The following is a 16,873-nucleotide window of genomic DNA, read 5'->3' as shown; positions in this document are numbered from 1 at the left end:
CCAACAAAAAGCCCCCCAATGTTACCAGTGGGAGGCTTTAGAGAGTATCTGCGGCGTGTTAAGGCTTAAAACCCGGATTCGCTTCCAGCAAGGACAATCCGGTCAAAGTGGTGAGTAACCTCAATGGGAAATACCCGCTCCAAACCCTGGAAGGCCCGGCTGATGTTATCTACCTGCACCACGCCGGTTACCTTTAGCCCCAGGATGCTGGCATCTTCAATAAGAATTTTTTTACCGCTGTAGCGGTTGAGTTCACGCACCACGTCCATCAAGGGCACATTGTCAAAGTCCAGCACACCGGTGCGCCACAGGGAGAGCTCGCGCATACTGTCCGGCGCGTAGGTCTGCAGTTGCCCTTTATTGGCGTTTACTTCCGCCACCCAACCGGCAGAGACCCGGTACTGCCCAACGGGCAGAGCTGTGGGCTCCGTGCCATTGCGACCGGCAGACATCAGGGGAGCGTCTGCATTCAACACCTGCTCAGTGGCGTGCAGTGCAACCATACCTTCGTTCACCGCTAGCTGCATTTTGCCCGGCTCTTTGCGAATATTGAATTCCGTCCCCAGCACAGTGACGGAGTTTTCTCCCACCTCAACAACAAAAGGCTTGTCCGGGTTGTGGGCGACATCGAAATAGGCTTCACCGCGTCGCAAAATCACTTTGCGCTCGTCGCCCTCTACGGAAACCAGCAACTCGGAGCCGGTATTCATGGCGATCACACTGCCATCACCCAGCGGAACTGTTCTCTGCTCGCCGATACGGGTGACATAGCGGTCCATACTGACAATCGACTCCACCGCTTGTTGGCCCTGCAGTAATAAACCGGCCCCTATTGCAATCATCAGGCTGGCGGCAGCAGCGAACACCGGCTTCATATAACGGCGCTCGCTGACGGGAACACGCGTTTCGCTGTATCTCAACGCCAACAACTCACGGTCATTCTCCAGGTCGTTCATATCTGCCAATAGATGGCTGACGGAGAGAAAACCCCGTTGATACTCGGCACTTTCCTCCACCCAATTCAGCGGGTGGTGAGTGTCAGCATCCAAATGCAGACGAGCAGCATCCTGCGCCGCTCGTTGCTGTTGTGTTGATTCCATTTTACTTACCATCACTTTTTCCTCGCAGTGATACACGGCGGCCGTACACCGCCTTGCGTAACTCCATTAACGCGTTGGTTATGTATTTTTCCACTTGCTTGACGCCAACACCCATTTCCTCAGATATTTCACGGTAGGTCATATTGTGAAAACGGCTCATGGTAAAAGCACGGCGCCAAGTGGGCTTGAGCTTCATAATTGCCGTTTTCAGCAACGACAGTTCTTCATTGGCCACGACCTCAACCTCTGGGCTCAATTCATACACCAGGTAACCGGATTGGTTGCGCTGTTCGTCCTGATAGCTGCGCCGGGTGGCCCGTTTGCGCTCCATATCCACCACCAGGTTATTGGCAATGGTGATCAGAAAGTTGCGGTTTTTGCCCTGGGAGATACGCTGATCCAAATCCGGCATACGCGCCAGTTTGGCGAACACCTCTTGGGCCACATCCTCTACTTCGGCTTCATTACGCAGACGTTTAAACAGGTAACCGCGCAAAATACGACCATCCTCCTGAAACAGTTTTTCCAGGGAACGGCGGCGGCTATCCTTCCGCTGATTCAGGTCGATGACTTTGCTTTTGGTTTGGGCCATAAACGCCAGCTTTTTCTCCGTTAGAGAGGGCCACTTAGAGAGTAGACACGTATTAAGCGGCAATTCCCCTACAAAAGGAAGCCAGATTTTATTCGGAAGTAGCTATGGCTGGCCGGGATGGAGGAATCCCGGCCTGATCGATAGTGCAGTACAGCGTTGAGTTATTCGCTCAATCCCAAGGCGATATTGGCGGGCACCGCAATGTCAATCAATTTGGGGTTGGGCAGGTTGAGGTTGTCCATAATATCCGCGTAGGCCTGGGCATCGGCCACCTGCAGGCGGGGGTTAAAGCGCTTTTCCTCGCCGATGGTGCTAACCGTCATACCGTTATAGTCGTGGCCGGGGTATACCAGAGTGTCCTCAGGCAGAGTGAGCAGCTTGTTAAAGATGCTGTCGTAGTGAGCACGGGAATCGCCGTGCTGGAAGTCGGTACGGCCGGTGCCGCGAATAAACAGGGTATCACCGGTAAACAGGTAGTTCTGGCCGCCTTGCTGCAACAAGAAACAGTACGAGTCGTCGGTGTGGCCGGGGGTGTAGAGTACTTTCAATTGCAGGTCGCCAACCTCAACCACGTCACCGTCATGCACTGTGCGGTCTACGCCTTTGGCGGCGGACTTCTGGCCCTGAATAACCGTGCAACCTGTCATTTCCCGCAGCTTGCCAGCGGCAGTTACGTGGTCTGCATGGACGTGGGTTTCCAGGGTACTTTCCAGAGTGAGGTCGAGCTGCTGTAACAGGCGCAGGTATTGATCGATGTTTTCCAGTACCGGGTCGATCAACAGTGCCTTGCCACCATCGCCAATCAGGTAGGTGTATGTGTAAGAGGAATAATCGAAAAGTTGGCGAAGTATCATAACGACTGTCTACCTTGGGTATTTTGTATTAAATAAATTCTCTCACCAGCGTCACTGACACCAGGCCAACAACGCAGGCGGCAAATATCTCTTGCAGGTTGCCACTGGAAATACGGCGCACCAGAAAGGTTCCCACTGCCATGCCGGCAACCGCACCAATGGCCAGTGGCAGCAAACCATGCCAATCCTGGGCCGGTTGCAACCACAGGTGGGACAGAAAGCCCGCCGCACTGATCACACTGATCACCAGCAACGATGTGGCAATGGAGCGCTTGATATCCAGCCCCACCACTAACGTCAAAACCGGCACAATCAAAAACCCGCCGCCAACACCAAAAATCCCGGAAAGCAGGCCGGTGGCTGCACCACAGAGTGGCAATAACCAAAAGCGGCCAGGGCTTTGCCGTTGAGCATCTGATGGCTGCTCGGCGTCCTGCTCCAAAGCCTGTTGCTGTTTTGTGGCGCGCGCTTTTTTCACCATGTTAATGGCCACATAAAGCGCCAGCAGGGAAAAACTCACGGTGATCAGACGTTCGTTCAGCTGGGCGGCCAACCAGCGGCCAACGGGGGCAAACAGGGCTCCGCCAACCACCATCACTCCGGCACTGCGCCAGCAAATTACCTTGTGGCGCAAGCGGCCCAGTACACCAATCAGCGCACTGAAACCCACCACCCCCAGAGAAATACCGGCGGCGTAGCTGGGGCTGTAATTCAACAGCAGCATAAACAGCGGCACGGCAAAAATGGCCCCGCCCGCTCCGGTCAGACCCAGTACCAGGCCGACGACACTGCCGACTAACGCTTCCACCTGGCAGCCCGACTTAGTTAGGGCCTGTTGACACTAATTGAACCATCACTGCTGGGAGCCATTTTTTTGCCCAACAAGGCAGAAGGAGTGCTGTGTAGTCATTCTACATAAGCGACTGATAACGCAGCTGGGCGAGAAAATGGCCCCAGCCCTTCGGGTTGCGGCTAAAAAAGCGCCACTCGGTGTTGCTCGTCGCTCATTTGGAATGACCAAACTACTCTCCTCGCGCCTTGATTGGCGATTTTTTAGCCACAACAGTGGCGATTCAATTAGTGTCAACAGGCCCTAAGCCGTGGCCGCTTCAAGCTCATCCTGGGGCAGAGCAAACCAGCGCAACTTTTCCGCGCTCTCTGGCAGCTCCAGCGTGTAGGTTTCACCGTCCCGGGCAACTTTCTGCAGCTCTTGCTCTGCCATGGAGAGGAAGTGCCCCAGTGGCTCCTCCTCTTTGCCAAGGGGATTTGCAGCAATAGAAAACTCACCGCTCTGGTAGCTGATGTCTTCCAGGCTAACGGAAATTGGCATGCGGCGATTCTGGTACAACCACACGCCATGGCTTTCATCAAAGCGGTAGTACGGCATCAATTTGTAGCCGTGCTCTGCCACCAGTTCCACAGCACGCACCAGGTATTCGAAGGTTTCTTCGTCAATAAAGTAATTGAAGTTCATGCGAACCCAGCCGGGGCGAATCACCATCAAGCCTTTATTCATTTCTGCTTCCAGCGCCTTGCTGTACTCCATATCCATACCCAGCAGCTCGTGGCCGTAAGGGCCGGCGCAGGAGCAACCACCGCGGGACTGGATACCAAACAGGTCGTTAAGCAGTGCCACCACAAAACCATAATGCAGGTATTTGCCGTTGCGGGTGAGCTGCAGGGAAATAATGGACAGCCGATCCGCATCCTCACAACCGAGAATGTCAATATTGGGATGGTTGCGCCAGCGAGCGATGGCGCGGGTGACAAAATCGTGCTCGCGACGTTCGATTTCATCGGTGCCCACTGCGGCCTGCAGCTGAAATACCAGCCCGGCACGAATGGATTCCACCACTGCCGGGGTGCCACCCTCTTCACGACGCTCCAAGTCGTCTGTGTAGAGGTGGTCTTCCGGGGTCACGTATTTCACCGTACCGCCACCAACAATGGCGGGCACACGGTTGGAGATAATCGACTTTTTCACCACCAGAATGCCCGGCGTGCCGGGGCCACCGATAAACTTGTGAGGGGAAATAAATACCGCATCTTTGTGGGCACCGTCGTCCACATTCATGTCGATGCCAACGTAGGGAGAAGCCGCCGCATAATCCCAGAAGGACAAGGCACCGTGCTTATGCAGCAGGCGGGCTACTCCGTCAACATCGGTTTTCAGGCCGGTGACGTTGGAGGCGGCAGAAAAGCTGCCAATCTTCAGGGGACGATCACTGTACTCTTGCAGGGCGCTATCCAGAGCATCCAGATCCATGGCGCCGCTACCTTTCAGAGGGATAGTCACTACGTCAGCGATGGTCTCGCGCCAGGGCAACTCGTTGGAGTGGTGCTCGTAGGGGCCGATAAATACCACCGGGCGCTGTTCCTGGGGAATCTGTGCCAGCAGCTGGTGCTTGTCGTTGAGATCGGCGGGCAGGCGCATATTGAGAATATCGATCAGCTTGTTCACCGCTGCGGTGGCGCCGGGGCCGGAAAAAATCACCAGGTCATCATCGGTGCCGTTCAAACAATCCCGGATAATGGTGCGCGCCTGCTCGCGCAGCAGAGTAGTCTGCATGCCGGTGTAGGACGTTTCCGTATGGGTATTGGCGTAATAGGGCAACACTCGTTGCTGGATAAAATTCTCAATAAAATCCAGTGAACGACCAGAGGCTGTGTAATCGGCGTAAACCAGAGGCTTGGTTCCGAAAGAGGTTTCAATCTGTTGGCGTTCGCCAATAACCGCCTGGTTAATTGATTCGATCAGCTGTTGCATGTGCCAGTATCCCAAAAGTAGAAAACGAACAGGAAAAATGAGTTAAACGATTTTAGTGCAACAAACCTGAAATTTCGTTGCCAATTACCGCAACCAGCGTAATTTATTAGAATAATATGCTATATTTTTTTCATTAAAAGAAAATAATATTTCATAGTGGATATTTGAAGAAAAATCCTCCCAAAAGGTAAGGGTTTTTGAGGACAGAAAACCGCCATCAAATTCAGAGTGATTTGCACGGGGTTTTCAGGCAGAATATGCAACCCTGTTTCAATAAAACCGGTTTTATTAAAAACAAATTCACCCTCCCCCGAAAGCGGGCCACTGACTATGGACAAGTTTGACAAAGCTATTCTGGAAACTCTGCAGCGGGACGCCACCCTGTCTGTAGCAGAAATTGCCGATCGTATCTCCCTGTCGAAAACCGCCTGTTGGCGACGCATTCAAAAGCTGGAAAGTGAAGGAGTTGTGAAGTCCCGAGTCGCCCTGCTCGACCAGGAAAAGCTCAACTTGTCCCTTTCGGTGTTTATCTCTGTGCGTACCAATCAGCACAATCAGGAGTGGCTGCAGGAATTTCGCCGCGTGGTCAGCGGCATCGCCGAAGTCCTTGAGGTGTACCGCATGAGCGGCGAGCTGGATTACCTGGTGCGCGCCGTGGTCACGGATATGGCGGGCTTTGACAACCTCTATCAAGAACTGATCAAGGCCGACCTGTTCGACGTCAGTTCCAGCTTTGTGATGGAAACTATTAAACACACTACCGAGCTGCCGTTGAATCATTTGTAAGCCTCGGGCGGCGGGCTACTGGCTGCGAGCAGTCCGAGCCAAATCGTCATCCTGAGCGAAGGATCCCGTACTGCATCTTGGCACTGAGATTCTTCGCTGCGCTCAGAATGACAAAATTCTGCCAAACTGCTCGTAGCCAATAATAACTTCACACATTTTTACTTTGGGCGGAGCAAATTCGTCCGCTGGTTGTCATACACTGGATTTCTACTTTGAGGGAGCACTTTTATGAAACGGTTTAGCGCTTTATTGATTTCCACTCTGTTATTTGCCACACAAGGCATGGCGGCTTCGGTTGCCGAATCATCCGCCCAGATCAATCCGCTGTCAGTGGGGGCAGCTATTCCCGCGGCCACCCTGAGCAATCTGGACGGCGAGCCGGTTACGGTCACTGCACTGGCAGACAAACCCACCATTGCAGTTTTCTACCGCGGCGGCTGGTGCCCCTACTGCAACCGCCATTTGAAGGAGTTGCAGGGTATTCAGCAGGAGTTGTTGGATATGGGCTACCAGATTGTCGGCATCAGCCCGGACAAAGCGGAAGGCTTGAAGAAGACCACAGAGGGAGAGGAACTCAAATATCAACTGCTGTCTGACAGCAAAGGCGACGCCGCCCGCGCTTTCGGCATTGCCTTTAATGCCGCCAAAGAATACGCCAGCCGCGGCCCGCGGATCGTCACCATGCTGGAAAACGCCTCCGGCGAAAAGCACCACCAACTGCCAGTGCCAGCGGTGTTTATTCTTAAAAACGGCAAAGTGGCATACAGCTACGTCAATGCGGACTACCGTACCCGGCTGTCGGCGGAGGAGTTGATTAAAGCGGCGAAGAGCAGCCGCTAGCTTCGGGCTACGAGCATCGTGCAGCCCGAGCGAATTTGTCATCCTGAGCGCAGCGAAGGATCTCTGTGCTTCACCAAAGTACGAGATTCTTCGCTGCGCTCAGAATGACGACAAACCAAAAAAACCGAGTCTTGCAACAAGGCTCGGTTTTTTATTTGGCACAAGCTGCTCGCAGCCAGTAGCCCGACGCCCGCAGCTTATATATGAATCGCATGCCCCAGCGTCGCCAGCGCTGCCTCAAAAGACCCTTCAGTCAGAGTTGGGTGAACATGGATGGTGCCGGCGATATCTTCCAGGCGCGCGCCCATTTCCAACGCCAAGGCAAACTCGCCAGACAGCTCGGATACATGGGCACCCACAGCGTGAATGCCGACAATCACATGGTTGTCTTTGCGCGCAGTAACGCGCACAAAACCGCCATCGCTGCCGGCATCCATGGCCAAGGCGCGGCCACTGGCAGCAAAGGGGAATTTGCCGGTAATAACATCAATACCTTCGGCTTTGGCTTCATCTGGTGTTAAACCAACACCGCAAATTTCCGGTTCGGTAAAACACACCGCCGGAATCGCCACCGGGTCGAACACCCGGCGCTGGCCAGCGATCAATTCCGTCACCATTTCCCCCTGAGCAGAGGCTTTGTGAGCCAACAGTGGCTCGCCCACCAGATCACCAATAGCCCACACATGAGCCATGGACGTGCGGCACTGGTTGTCCACTTTCACAAAAGGGCCGTCCATGTCCACGCACATATTTTCCAAACCCCAGCCCTGGGTATTGGGTTTGCGGCCCACGGTGACCAGAACTTTGTTGGCGAGAATTTCCTGGTCGTTGCCGTCTTTATCGACGTATTGCAGCCAGGTGCTGCCGTCTTTTTCAACCACGCCTTTGGCTTTCGCCTGCAGGTTCACAACCACCTTGTGCTTTTTCAGCCACATTTCGATGGGGCGGGTCATCTCCTTGTCGTAGATGGGCAGAATGCGATCCAGCGCTTCCACAAAGGTTACGTTGGCGCCCAGCTTGCGCATGGCCATGCCCATTTCCAAGCCGATATAGCCAGCGCCGACCACCACCAGGTTTTCTGGCACTTCGGTCAGTTGCAGCGCTTCAGTAGAAGAAATCACATTGCCGCCGTAGGGCATAAAGGGCAGTTCTGTGGATGTGGAGCCGTTGGCCAGAATCACATGTTCGGCAGAAATGGTGATCACGCCGTCTGCAGTCTCGACGTCACAGGTTTTGCCATCGCGGAATTTTGCCCAGCCCTGAACCCGCTCCACCTTGGCTTTTTTCAGCAACTGACCGATGCCATTGGTGAGTTTGCTGACAATACCGTCTTTCCATTCCACCACGCCAGCCATATCCAGCTGCGGCTGGCTGGCGATGGAAATGCCCATATGGGCGCCGTCTGCGTGCTTGCTGAGTTCTTCAAAGCGAGTGGCGGCATGAATCATTGCCTTGGAGGGAATGCAGCCCACATTCAGGCAAGTGCCGCCTGGGTTGCCCGATTCCACAATAATGGTGTCCAGCCCCAACTGACCGGCGCGAATGGCGGCCACATAACCGCCGGGGCCAGCGCCGATAACCAGGACTTTGCAGTGTTTTTTCATTTCTTTCTAACCTTGATTACTGTGACGGGTTTTAAAGGTCGACCTACAGCATTGCCGTCATCCTGAGCGGCGCAGCCGCGTGAGGATCTCACAACTTTCAAGCTCTGAGATCCTCACGTCGCTACGCTCCTCAGGATGACGTATAGAAGAGCTTTTCGCGTCAGACGTCCGACATCCGGCCAGGTAGGGCCGAAGGCCCACCATCAAATAAACAACGTGGCAGGATGCTCAAGCAACTGTTTCACCCGCTGAATCATCTGCGCCGCGTCGTAGCCATCGATCACACGATGGTCGAACGAGGAGGAGATGTTCATCATCTTGCGCACCACAATCTCACCATCTTTAACCACTGGGCGTTCCACCATGTTGTTGGTGCCGATAATGGCCACTTCCGGATAGTTGATTACCGGGGTATGTACCAGGCCGCCCAACGGGCCGAGGCTGGTAATGGTGATGGTGCCGCCGGTGAGTTCGTCTTTGGTAGCGGCGTTGTTTTTCGCCGCTAGTGCCACACGGGACATCTCGTTGGCCAAGCCCCACACATCCAGCGCTTCGGCGTGTTTCACCACCGGCACTTTCAGACCATCATCCGTCTGTGCGGCAATACCCAGATGTACACCCTGGTAGCGGGTGATGATGTTATTGGTGTCGTCAAAGGTGGCATTAAATTGCGGGAATTCCGCCATGACTTTGGTGACCGCCTGCATTATGTACGCCAGCAAGGTGAGCTTGGGCTGGTCGTCCCGGCGGGTGGCGTTCATGTGTTGGCGCAACGCTTCCAGCTCGGTGACATCCATCTCCTCTACATAGGTGAAATGAGGAATCTGGCGCTTGGATTGCTGCATTTTCTGGGCAATCAGGCGGCGTAAGCCGCGCACCGGAATTTCCGTGGTGGCGTTTTTCTTCACCCGCACCATCGCCGAACCGGAATTACCGCCGGTGGCGATAAAGTTATCCAGGTCATTGTGCTCAACGCGGCCAGCGGGGCCACTGCCCGGCACATCCGCCAGATCAATATCTGCATCCAGAGCACGGCGGCGCACCGCTGGAGAGGCCAAAACGTCTTTGGAAGTCGCTGCGGCGGTTGGAACCTTAGGAGAAACGGCAGCAGCAGGAGCCGCCGGCTTCGGTGCCGGCGCAGGTGCCGCTGGTTTCGGTACTGGTATAGGCGTAGGCTCAGCAACCACAGGCGCCACCGCTTCCACAGAGGGCGCATTGCCATCGCCATCTACCGCAAAGGTAATCAATTCCGAACCCACTGCCACAACATCGCCGGCAGCACCAGCCAGGGAAACCACTGTGCCAGAAACCGGTGCGGTCAACTCCACAGTGGCCTTGTCGGTCATCACATCGGCGATTACCTGGTCTTGTTTGACGCTGTCGCCAACCGCCACATGCCACTCGGCAATTTCCGATTCAACAGTACCTTCGCCCAAGTCTGGCAGTTTGAATACAAAGCGCCCACTGGCAGCCGCAGGTTCGGCAGGCTGTTCTGCTATCGGTGCAACGGGCTCCTCAGCCACCGGCGCAGGCGCCTCGCTGACGGACTCGGCATTGCCCTCGCCTTCCACATCAAAGCGAATCAACTCCGACCCCACGGCAATCACATCGCCAGCGGCACCGGCCAGGGAGGCCACTACGCCGGCTACCGGAGCAGTGAGTTCCACCGTGGCTTTGTCGGTCATCACATCGGCAATGTGCTGATCCTGCACCACCACCTCACCGGGCTGAACATGCCACTCGACAATTTCCGACTCGACAGTGCCTTCCCCAAGGTCTGGCAGTTTGAATACGTATTGGCCCACCTGTTATCCCCCCTGGAGTGTTTTATTGACGGCATCGAGAATGCGCTGCTGGCCGGGGAAGTAATCCCACTCCATGGCGTGGGGATACGGTGTATCCCAGCCGGTGACCCGCTCGATGGGTGCCTCCAATCGCCAAAAGCACGATTCCTGAATCTGCGCGGAAAGCTCGGCACCAAAACCGCTGGTGCGGGTGGCTTCGTGTACCACGACACAGCGGCCGGTTTTGTTCACGGATTCGGCAATGGTGTCGATGTCCAATGGCAACAGGGTGCGCAAATCGATGATTTCCGCATCAATGCCCGCTGCTTTTACAGCAGCTTCCGCCACATGCACCATGGTGCCGTAAGTAACAATGGTCAATGCATTGCCCGGGCGAACCACTTCAGCTTTGCCAATTTCCAGACTGTAATAATCTTCCGGCACCTCACCTTTGGGGTGCGTGTTCCAGCCGATTGCGGCCTGGTGTGGGTCGCCATCGAAAGGGCCGTTGTAGAGGCGTTTGGGTTCAAAGAACACAACCGGATCGTCGTCTTCAATAGCGGCAATCAACAAGCCTTTGGCGTCGTAAGGGTTGGAAGGCATGACCACCTTCAGGCCCGCAACGTGAGTAAAGATGGCCTCCGGGCTTTGCGAGTGGGTCTGACCGCCGCGAATACCGCCACCGCATGGAGTGCGTATGGTCACCGGCGCCGAGAACATGCCGTTGCTGCGGTAGCGTAACTTGGCCAGTTCCGAGGCAATCTGGTCAAAGGCGGGATAGATGTAATCGGAGAACTGAATTTCCACCACCGGGCGCAAGCCATTCACCCCCATACCCAAAGCGGTGGCGATAATGCCACCCTCAGAAATGGGGGAGTCAAACACCCGCTGCTTGCCGTACTTTTCCTGCAAGCCAGCGGTTACCCGGAAGACGCCGCCAAAGTAGCCCACATCCTCACCAAAAATAATGACGTTGGGGTCTTTCGCCAGCAGATTATCCTGGGCGGAGTTGAGCGCCTGAATCATATTCATTTGAGCCATATCGACACCTTCTTACTCATAATAAAGTCCTATCGGCCCAGTTGCTGGCGCTGTTTGCGAAGGTGCGGCGGCATCTCTTTGTACACCTGCTCAAACAGGGCGGCAGAGTGAATATGCGCGTATTCCGGGTCATTGATATTGCCCATGGCATCTACCTTCTTCCAGCATTCGGTAACGTAGTCTTCCAGCTCTTGCGCCAGCTCATCGTGCTGTTGCTGGCTCCATTCACCCAGCTGGATCAAGTGATCCTTTAGCCGTTCAATGGGGTCGCCCAGCGGCCAGAACTCCGGCTCGTTACGCGGGCGATAGCCGGTGGGGTCATCACTGGTAGAGTGGCCTTCCACCCGGTAGGTGTAAAGCTCAATCAGAGTTGATCCCAAACCGGCACGGGCGCGCTCGGCGGCCCATTGTGTGGCGGCGTACACTGCCAGAAAGTCGTTGCCGTCCACCCGCAGCGCGGGCAAACCATAGCCAATGCCACGGGCGGCAAAGGTGGTGTTTTCACCACCGGCGATGGTCTGCGGTGAGGAAATGGCCCATTGGTTATTCACCACGGTGAGGATGCAAGGCGCCCGGTAAGTAGCGGCAAACTGCAAGGCGTAGTGGAAGTCCCCTTCCGCAGTAGAGCCATCGCCGGTCCAGGCCAGGGCAATATCATCCTCCCCTTTATAGGCAGCAGCCATGGCCCAGCCTACCGCTTGTGGGAAGTGGGTGGTCAACGGCCCGGAGATGGAGAAAAAGCCTTTTTCAGCGGAGGAATATTTAATGGGCAGTTGCTTGCCCTGCATGGGGTCCAGTTCGTTGTTCATCACCTGGCACATCATTTCCTGAAACAGGTCAGCGCCGCGGGCAATAAAGGCACCCTGCTGACGGTAGGTGGGGAACAGCATATCCGCCGGTTGCAGTGCCATGGTAGAGGCCACTGCCACCGCTTCCTCACCGGTGCATTTCAGGTAAAACGACATCTTCGCCTGGCGCTGCATGCGAAACATGCGCTCGTCGTATTTGCGAGTGAGCAGCATGGTGCGCAGCCCTTCGCGCAAAACGTCGGGGTTCAAATTGGGGTTCCAGTCCCCATGCGCCACGCCGTCGTCATCCAGCACCCGCACCAGGTTATAGGCCAGGTCGCGGATTTCCATGGGTTTACTGTTGCAGGGGGGGCGTTCTACGGAACCGGCGACGCCGATATCCAGGTGGGAAAAGTCCGGTTTATCGCCCGGACGAAAAGGCGCGTCCGGAATATGAAGTCGGTTTTTGGTGCGGTTACCCATAGGAGCAGTCCTGTCTGGTTGGCACAATCGGCTTGGCTGCTACGGGTGATTAATCACCGTTATTGGAGTGTCGCGTCGTCCTTTTGCCTGCGTCCTTTTATCTGTTTGTCGCACACAGCCAGCTCAAATCAGGGGACACATTATTCTCCTCCGAGCACCCCTGAGTAAACCGTTTAATTGAGTAAAAAACAGACAGATGCATGTAATTCTAGCCATATTTTTGGCTATACCAGACAAAAATTGAAGTATTGAAGTGAAACGTAGGGTGGATTAGCGTCAGCGTAATCCACCAAAGACCTCGCCAATCCGGTGGGTTGCGCTGACGCTAATCCACCCTGTTCAAACTGCGATTAAAACAAGTCTTTCAGCTTTTCCGCCGCCTTGTCTTTCAAATCCTGCTTCTTGTCCTCCAGCTTTTCTTTCGCCTGGGCTTTCAGCTCTCCCAGCTTGCCGGATTCCAGCACAGCGGTTTTGGCACGGCTGGTGAGTTCGCCGAGCAGTATTTCCGTCACCTCGGCGGCGGTGGCACCGTTACTTTTTTCGCCGATACCGGTGAGGTGAATATTGGGCAGCTGCACATCCAGAGATTCTTCACCCAGCAGTTGGCTGGTAACCGAAATCAGACCATCGGTTACCTTGAAATCGCGAATAATCAGCTTCTTGGCACTTTCGGAATCGCTGGACGAGTCGCTGGTTGGCCCTACCGCTTTTTCAATATTGCGCTGCAGAGTCTGCAGGTTGGTGCCCGCTGCAGTTTGTTCAAAGAACACCGCCGGTGCCACTACTTCAATGCTATTCACAATAATGGTATCGGTGGTCACACTGTTGAGGTCCACATCCACAGCGATTTCACCCAGAGTAAATGCATTAGGCTGGGTAAAGCCCGTCGGGTTGCCCACATTCAAATCCGCCAGCGCCATATCGCCGGACAACAATGAAAGGTTCACACCACCCAGAGTCACCTGAGATTGAGTGTACTCCGGTGCTACCGTTTCTACTGTTTCAGTCACCAGGGTGTCTACCTTGCTGACCACCACAAAACCGGCAACAACAACCAGCAGCACCAAAACGATCAAAATGCGAAAAATCCACTTCATGACTTAATCTCCATTACAATTCGCGTTCGCGCACGACTCTAAATTGAAAACTTGTTCACTCTATACTCTTAAACCACTATTTAACACCGGACTCTGTAAAACTATGGTTACCAACGCCATCGGCTCCACCCTTTCCGGCCCCGGCTATCTGATGAAAGGGCTCAAACTGCTGAGCCACAAACGCATTCGACTTTTTGCCATTGTGCCCGTGCTGATTAACATCCTGTTGTTTGTGTGGCTCACCACTCTGGCGGTAAACGGCTTTGATTCTGCCATGGCCTGGATGGACGGCTGGCTCAACGGTTGGCCCGCCTGGATTCAGTGGTTTTTCGATTTTCTCAGTTGGTTGTTGTGGGCAGCTTTTGTCGTACTGCTGCTGATTGTGTACGCCTACACCTTTACCCTGTTCAGTAACCTGATTGGCACCCCGTTTTACGGCCTGCTGGCGGAACGGGTGCAAGAAGTACTGACCGGCCGCGTGGACGAACGCGGCATGACCTTCAAACGCGCCACAGAAATTGCCATTAGCGCCATCAAACGCACCTTTACCATGCTCGCCTACACTTTGCCCCGCACCATCGGCATTGGCCTGGCGGCACTGGTGCTGCTGTTTACCCCGCTGGGTTTTGTGGGCTCCATTATCAGCTTTTTGTGGGGTGCCTGGTCACTGTCACTGGAATACCTGGATTACACCTCCGACAATAACGAACAGAGTTTTCCCGCTTTACTGGAAGAATGCCGCCAACAGCGCAACCGTTGTTTGGGTTTTGGCGCTTCAGCACTGGCGGCAACGTCGATACCGGTTTTGAATATTGTGGTGGCGCCCGCGGCGGTGGCGGCTGGGACGGCGATGTGGGTTGATAATTTTGGCAGCGAGCAACGGGAATAATAGCTGCGGGCAACGGGCTTCGTGCGGCGGGCAGTAAGGCGGTTGCGGGTTGCGGGTTGCGGGAAACGTAGGAGGAAGTATGAGAATACAAAGCTACTTTAAACATCGAGCAATCAAGAAATTCATGGAAGCATTGTCTCCAGAATTAAAGTCTCGTTACGGCAGCCCTGAAAATTATACGCTCAACCAAGTCCAGAAAACGATTGATGCTCTTAAACTCAACAAAAAATATGCCGACTTTGCAATTTTTGTGTTCTGTGATCCGCAAGAATACAAAAAAGTGGCTTTCATCTAGACAAAATCAACAAATACGAAAGCTATGTAGACAAAATTTTCTATGGTGCTTGCGGCGCCGGTAACTGTGGTTCCTCTATCAGCAGCGAAGGCTCATATGGTGGAGGGAGCGATTAGCTGCACCAACAACTTCACACTGCTCGCAACCCGAAATCCATCCCAAAACGGCCATCTTAGTGATGACCGTTTTTTTTTGCCCTAGTAGTAGCGGGTTTTCCAATCTGGCGTGTTATCTGTTTGGAGCAGTTCCAAAACAGCTACACTTGCAGGTACTAGCCCTTTGCCAGATCAACGACCGGACATGCCTCTGCTACCGCCGAAAAAGCAGCGTGCACGCAGCGCTACCAGTTCGTCGCAACAGCGACTGAGCGAGGCATTTCTGCGCTACCAGTCCGCCCTTAAGACCTATCTGGGCAAATTCCTCAAAAATCAGGACGATGTGGACGACATCCTCCAGGACACGTTTTTCAAGAGCTTTCGCGCCGCCAAAGGCAAGCTTATCGACAGCCCCGGCGCCTTCCTGTTTCGCACTGCCCACAATCTGGCGCTTAACGACATTCGCAACAAGGTCACCCGAGCCACGGATTTAGTGGAGGACTTTGACAACCTGGGTGTCACTAACAATGAGCCCACTCTGGAACAACGGGTAATGGCCAGCGAGGAGTTTGCCCTGCTGTGTGAAGCAGTGGATGCACTGCCGCCTCAATGCAAGCGGGTTTTTGTGCTGCGTAAGGTGTATGGCCTCAGCCACAAAGAGATTGCCAGCGAGCTGGGCATCGCCGTCAGCACCATCGAAAAGCACATTGCCAAAGGGGTGCTGGCTAGCCGAGATTTTCTGGCAGAGCGGAACAAGATCAACAGTAAAAATGAGCCATCGGCTCACTTGCACACATTCAGGAAGAAATAGTTATGACTGACAATGTATTCGACATGTCAGAACAAAACCGCATTCGCGAACAGGCCAGTCTCTGGTTGGCGCGCCTGGACGGAGAAGACACAAACCACAGCCTGCACCGGGAGTTTGAACAGTGGCTGCAGGAAGACCGTCGCCACCGCTCGGTGTTCAAGGAGCTTAGCGGTGTGTGGAGTGAAATGGATATTCTGGCTTTATTTCAGCCACTACTGGAACCGGATGAAAGTGTTCAGCCGTCAGTGGAACAAACTTCACCTCGCACCAGCAAGCGGGCTTGGTTCAGCATGGCCGCGGCAGCCACCTTGCTGATCACAGCGGTCATTTTGGCGTACCCTTTGTGGCAAAGCCAAGCCGCCCCCGAGATGTACGCCACCGCCATTGGCGAACAGACCGATGTGGAATTAAGCGACGGTTCCAAGTTATCCCTAAACACCAACAGCGTTGTGGAGGTGTCGTACAACGACAACATCCGCCAACTGCGCTTGGTGCGAGGCGAGGTGTTCTTCGATGTCGCCCACCAAAAGAGCCGCCCGTTTGTGGTGCGGGCGGGCAGCGGTGAAGTGCAAGCCGTAGGCACCGCCTTTGTGATTCAGCTGGACAGAAGCAATGTGGAAGTTGCGGTTACCGAGGGCAGAGTGAAAGTCACTCCATTATCTCCTTCTGGCAAGCCTGACCGTTCCAGCGAAAAACCACTGGCCTACGCCGAAGCCGGACAGATTGTGGTGTACGATCAAAGCATCCATTCCATAGACACCGCGTCAGCAGAAACACTGCAAAATCTGCTGTCCTGGCGCCAGGGCTTACTGAGGTTTCAGGGTGAAACACTGGATGATGCGATTTCTGAATTCAGCCGCTACAGCGATATTCGCGTGGTTGTGTCAGACCCGGATCTGCGCACCTTGCGCATTGGCGGTGTTTTTAAAACCGATGATATAGAGAGCTTCTTGTCGGTGCTGGATGAAGGCTTCGATATCAAAGTACAGCGCCATAGCCCCAAGTTGATTTACCTGAGCAAGAAATAACTTTCTCAAAGAACATTTT

At 54.4% G+C, this 16,873-nt stretch carries 16 protein-coding genes; 6 read left to right on the top strand and 10 right to left on the bottom strand.

Going from position 1 to position 16,873, the window contains the following annotated elements; translation table 11 throughout:
• Nucleotides 1-65 precede the first annotated feature (65 nt).
• The 5 genes from QSV34_RS04960 to QSV34_RS04940 form a co-directional block, all read right to left on the bottom strand.
• The gene (locus QSV34_RS04960; RefSeq protein WP_289152502.1) at nucleotides 66-1,100 is read right to left on the bottom strand and encodes a FecR family protein; all 1,035 of its coding nucleotides are present in this window, start codon (nucleotides 1,098-1,100) and stop codon (nucleotides 66-68) included.
• Between the two features lies 1 nt (nucleotide 1,101).
• Nucleotides 1,102-1,692: an RNA polymerase sigma factor gene (locus QSV34_RS04955; protein WP_289152500.1), complete on the bottom strand. Its 591-nt coding sequence runs from the start codon at nucleotides 1,690-1,692 to the stop codon at nucleotides 1,102-1,104.
• 161 nt (nucleotides 1,693-1,853) lie between these two features.
• Entirely contained in the window at nucleotides 1,854-2,546 is a 693-nt protein-coding gene (locus QSV34_RS04950) for an MBL fold metallo-hydrolase (RefSeq protein ID WP_289152498.1), read from the bottom strand.
• Between the two features lie 28 nt (nucleotides 2,547-2,574).
• Complete coding sequence (locus tag QSV34_RS04945; protein WP_289152496.1) at nucleotides 2,575-3,354, bottom strand: sulfite exporter TauE/SafE family protein; 780 nt, start codon at nucleotides 3,352-3,354, stop codon at nucleotides 2,575-2,577.
• Between the two features lie 285 nt (nucleotides 3,355-3,639).
• Nucleotides 3,640-5,313, bottom strand: a complete 1,674-nt coding sequence (locus tag QSV34_RS04940; RefSeq protein WP_289152494.1) for an aminotransferase class V-fold PLP-dependent enzyme — start codon at nucleotides 5,311-5,313, stop codon at nucleotides 3,640-3,642.
• 330 nt (nucleotides 5,314-5,643) lie between these two features.
• On the opposite strand from QSV34_RS04940, the gene QSV34_RS04935 reads away from it, so the two are divergent.
• Both QSV34_RS04935 and QSV34_RS04930 read left to right on the top strand, forming a co-directional pair.
• Nucleotides 5,644-6,099 carry an Lrp/AsnC family transcriptional regulator gene (locus tag QSV34_RS04935; protein ID WP_289152493.1) on the top strand — a complete coding sequence of 152 codons (456 nt, stop codon included), beginning with the start codon at nucleotides 5,644-5,646 and terminating at the stop codon, nucleotides 6,097-6,099.
• A gap of 228 nt (nucleotides 6,100-6,327) precedes the next feature.
• Nucleotides 6,328-6,939, top strand: coding sequence for a peroxiredoxin-like family protein (locus QSV34_RS04930; RefSeq protein WP_289152491.1), 612 nt, complete (start codon nucleotides 6,328-6,330; stop codon nucleotides 6,937-6,939).
• A gap of 197 nt (nucleotides 6,940-7,136) precedes the next feature.
• Here QSV34_RS04930 and lpdA read toward each other — a convergent pair whose 3' ends face one another.
• From lpdA to QSV34_RS04905, 5 genes are all read right to left on the bottom strand, one after another.
• Nucleotides 7,137-8,543, bottom strand: a complete 1,407-nt coding sequence (lpdA, locus tag QSV34_RS04925; RefSeq protein ID WP_289152490.1) for a dihydrolipoyl dehydrogenase — start codon at nucleotides 8,541-8,543, stop codon at nucleotides 7,137-7,139.
• A gap of 203 nt (nucleotides 8,544-8,746) precedes the next feature.
• Nucleotides 8,747-10,348 carry a dihydrolipoyl dehydrogenase family protein gene (locus QSV34_RS04920; RefSeq protein ID WP_289152488.1) on the bottom strand — a complete coding sequence of 534 codons (1,602 nt, stop codon included), beginning with the start codon at nucleotides 10,346-10,348 and terminating at the stop codon, nucleotides 8,747-8,749.
• A gap of 3 nt (nucleotides 10,349-10,351) precedes the next feature.
• Nucleotides 10,352-11,368 carry an alpha-ketoacid dehydrogenase subunit beta gene (locus tag QSV34_RS04915; protein WP_289152486.1) on the bottom strand — a complete coding sequence of 339 codons (1,017 nt, stop codon included), beginning with the start codon at nucleotides 11,366-11,368 and terminating at the stop codon, nucleotides 10,352-10,354.
• A gap of 29 nt (nucleotides 11,369-11,397) precedes the next feature.
• Complete coding sequence (locus QSV34_RS04910) at nucleotides 11,398-12,639, bottom strand: thiamine pyrophosphate-dependent enzyme (RefSeq protein WP_289152485.1); 1,242 nt, start codon at nucleotides 12,637-12,639, stop codon at nucleotides 11,398-11,400.
• Between the two features lie 350 nt (nucleotides 12,640-12,989).
• Nucleotides 12,990-13,736, bottom strand: a complete 747-nt coding sequence (locus tag QSV34_RS04905; RefSeq protein ID WP_289152483.1) for a DUF748 domain-containing protein — start codon at nucleotides 13,734-13,736, stop codon at nucleotides 12,990-12,992.
• Between the two features lie 103 nt (nucleotides 13,737-13,839).
• On the opposite strand from QSV34_RS04905, the gene cysZ reads away from it, so the two are divergent.
• The 4 genes from cysZ (at nucleotide 13,840) to QSV34_RS04885 (ending at nucleotide 16,854) form a co-directional block, all read left to right on the top strand.
• A complete protein-coding gene (gene cysZ / locus QSV34_RS04900) occupies nucleotides 13,840-14,625 on the top strand; it encodes a sulfate transporter CysZ (RefSeq protein ID WP_289152482.1) in 786 nt (261 codons plus the stop codon).
• Nucleotides 14,626-14,704: 79 nt separating this feature from the next.
• Nucleotides 14,705-14,920, top strand: a complete 216-nt coding sequence (locus QSV34_RS04895) for a DUF6559 family protein (RefSeq protein ID WP_289152480.1) — start codon at nucleotides 14,705-14,707, stop codon at nucleotides 14,918-14,920.
• A 279-nt stretch (nucleotides 14,921-15,199) separates the two neighbouring features.
• Entirely contained in the window at nucleotides 15,200-15,826 is a 627-nt protein-coding gene (locus QSV34_RS04890; RefSeq protein ID WP_289152478.1) for an RNA polymerase sigma factor, read from the top strand.
• A 2-nt stretch (nucleotides 15,827-15,828) separates the two neighbouring features.
• A complete protein-coding gene (locus tag QSV34_RS04885; protein WP_289152476.1) occupies nucleotides 15,829-16,854 on the top strand; it encodes a FecR family protein in 1,026 nt (341 codons plus the stop codon).
• The last annotated feature ends 19 nt before the right edge of the window (nucleotides 16,855-16,873 follow it).

This window comes from Porticoccus sp. W117, from assembly GCF_030341905.1.
GTDB lineage: Bacteria > Pseudomonadota > Gammaproteobacteria > Pseudomonadales > Porticoccaceae > SCSIO-12696.
Note: the sequence above shows the minus strand (reverse complement) of the source record. Positions and strands in the feature narration are given on the sequence as shown.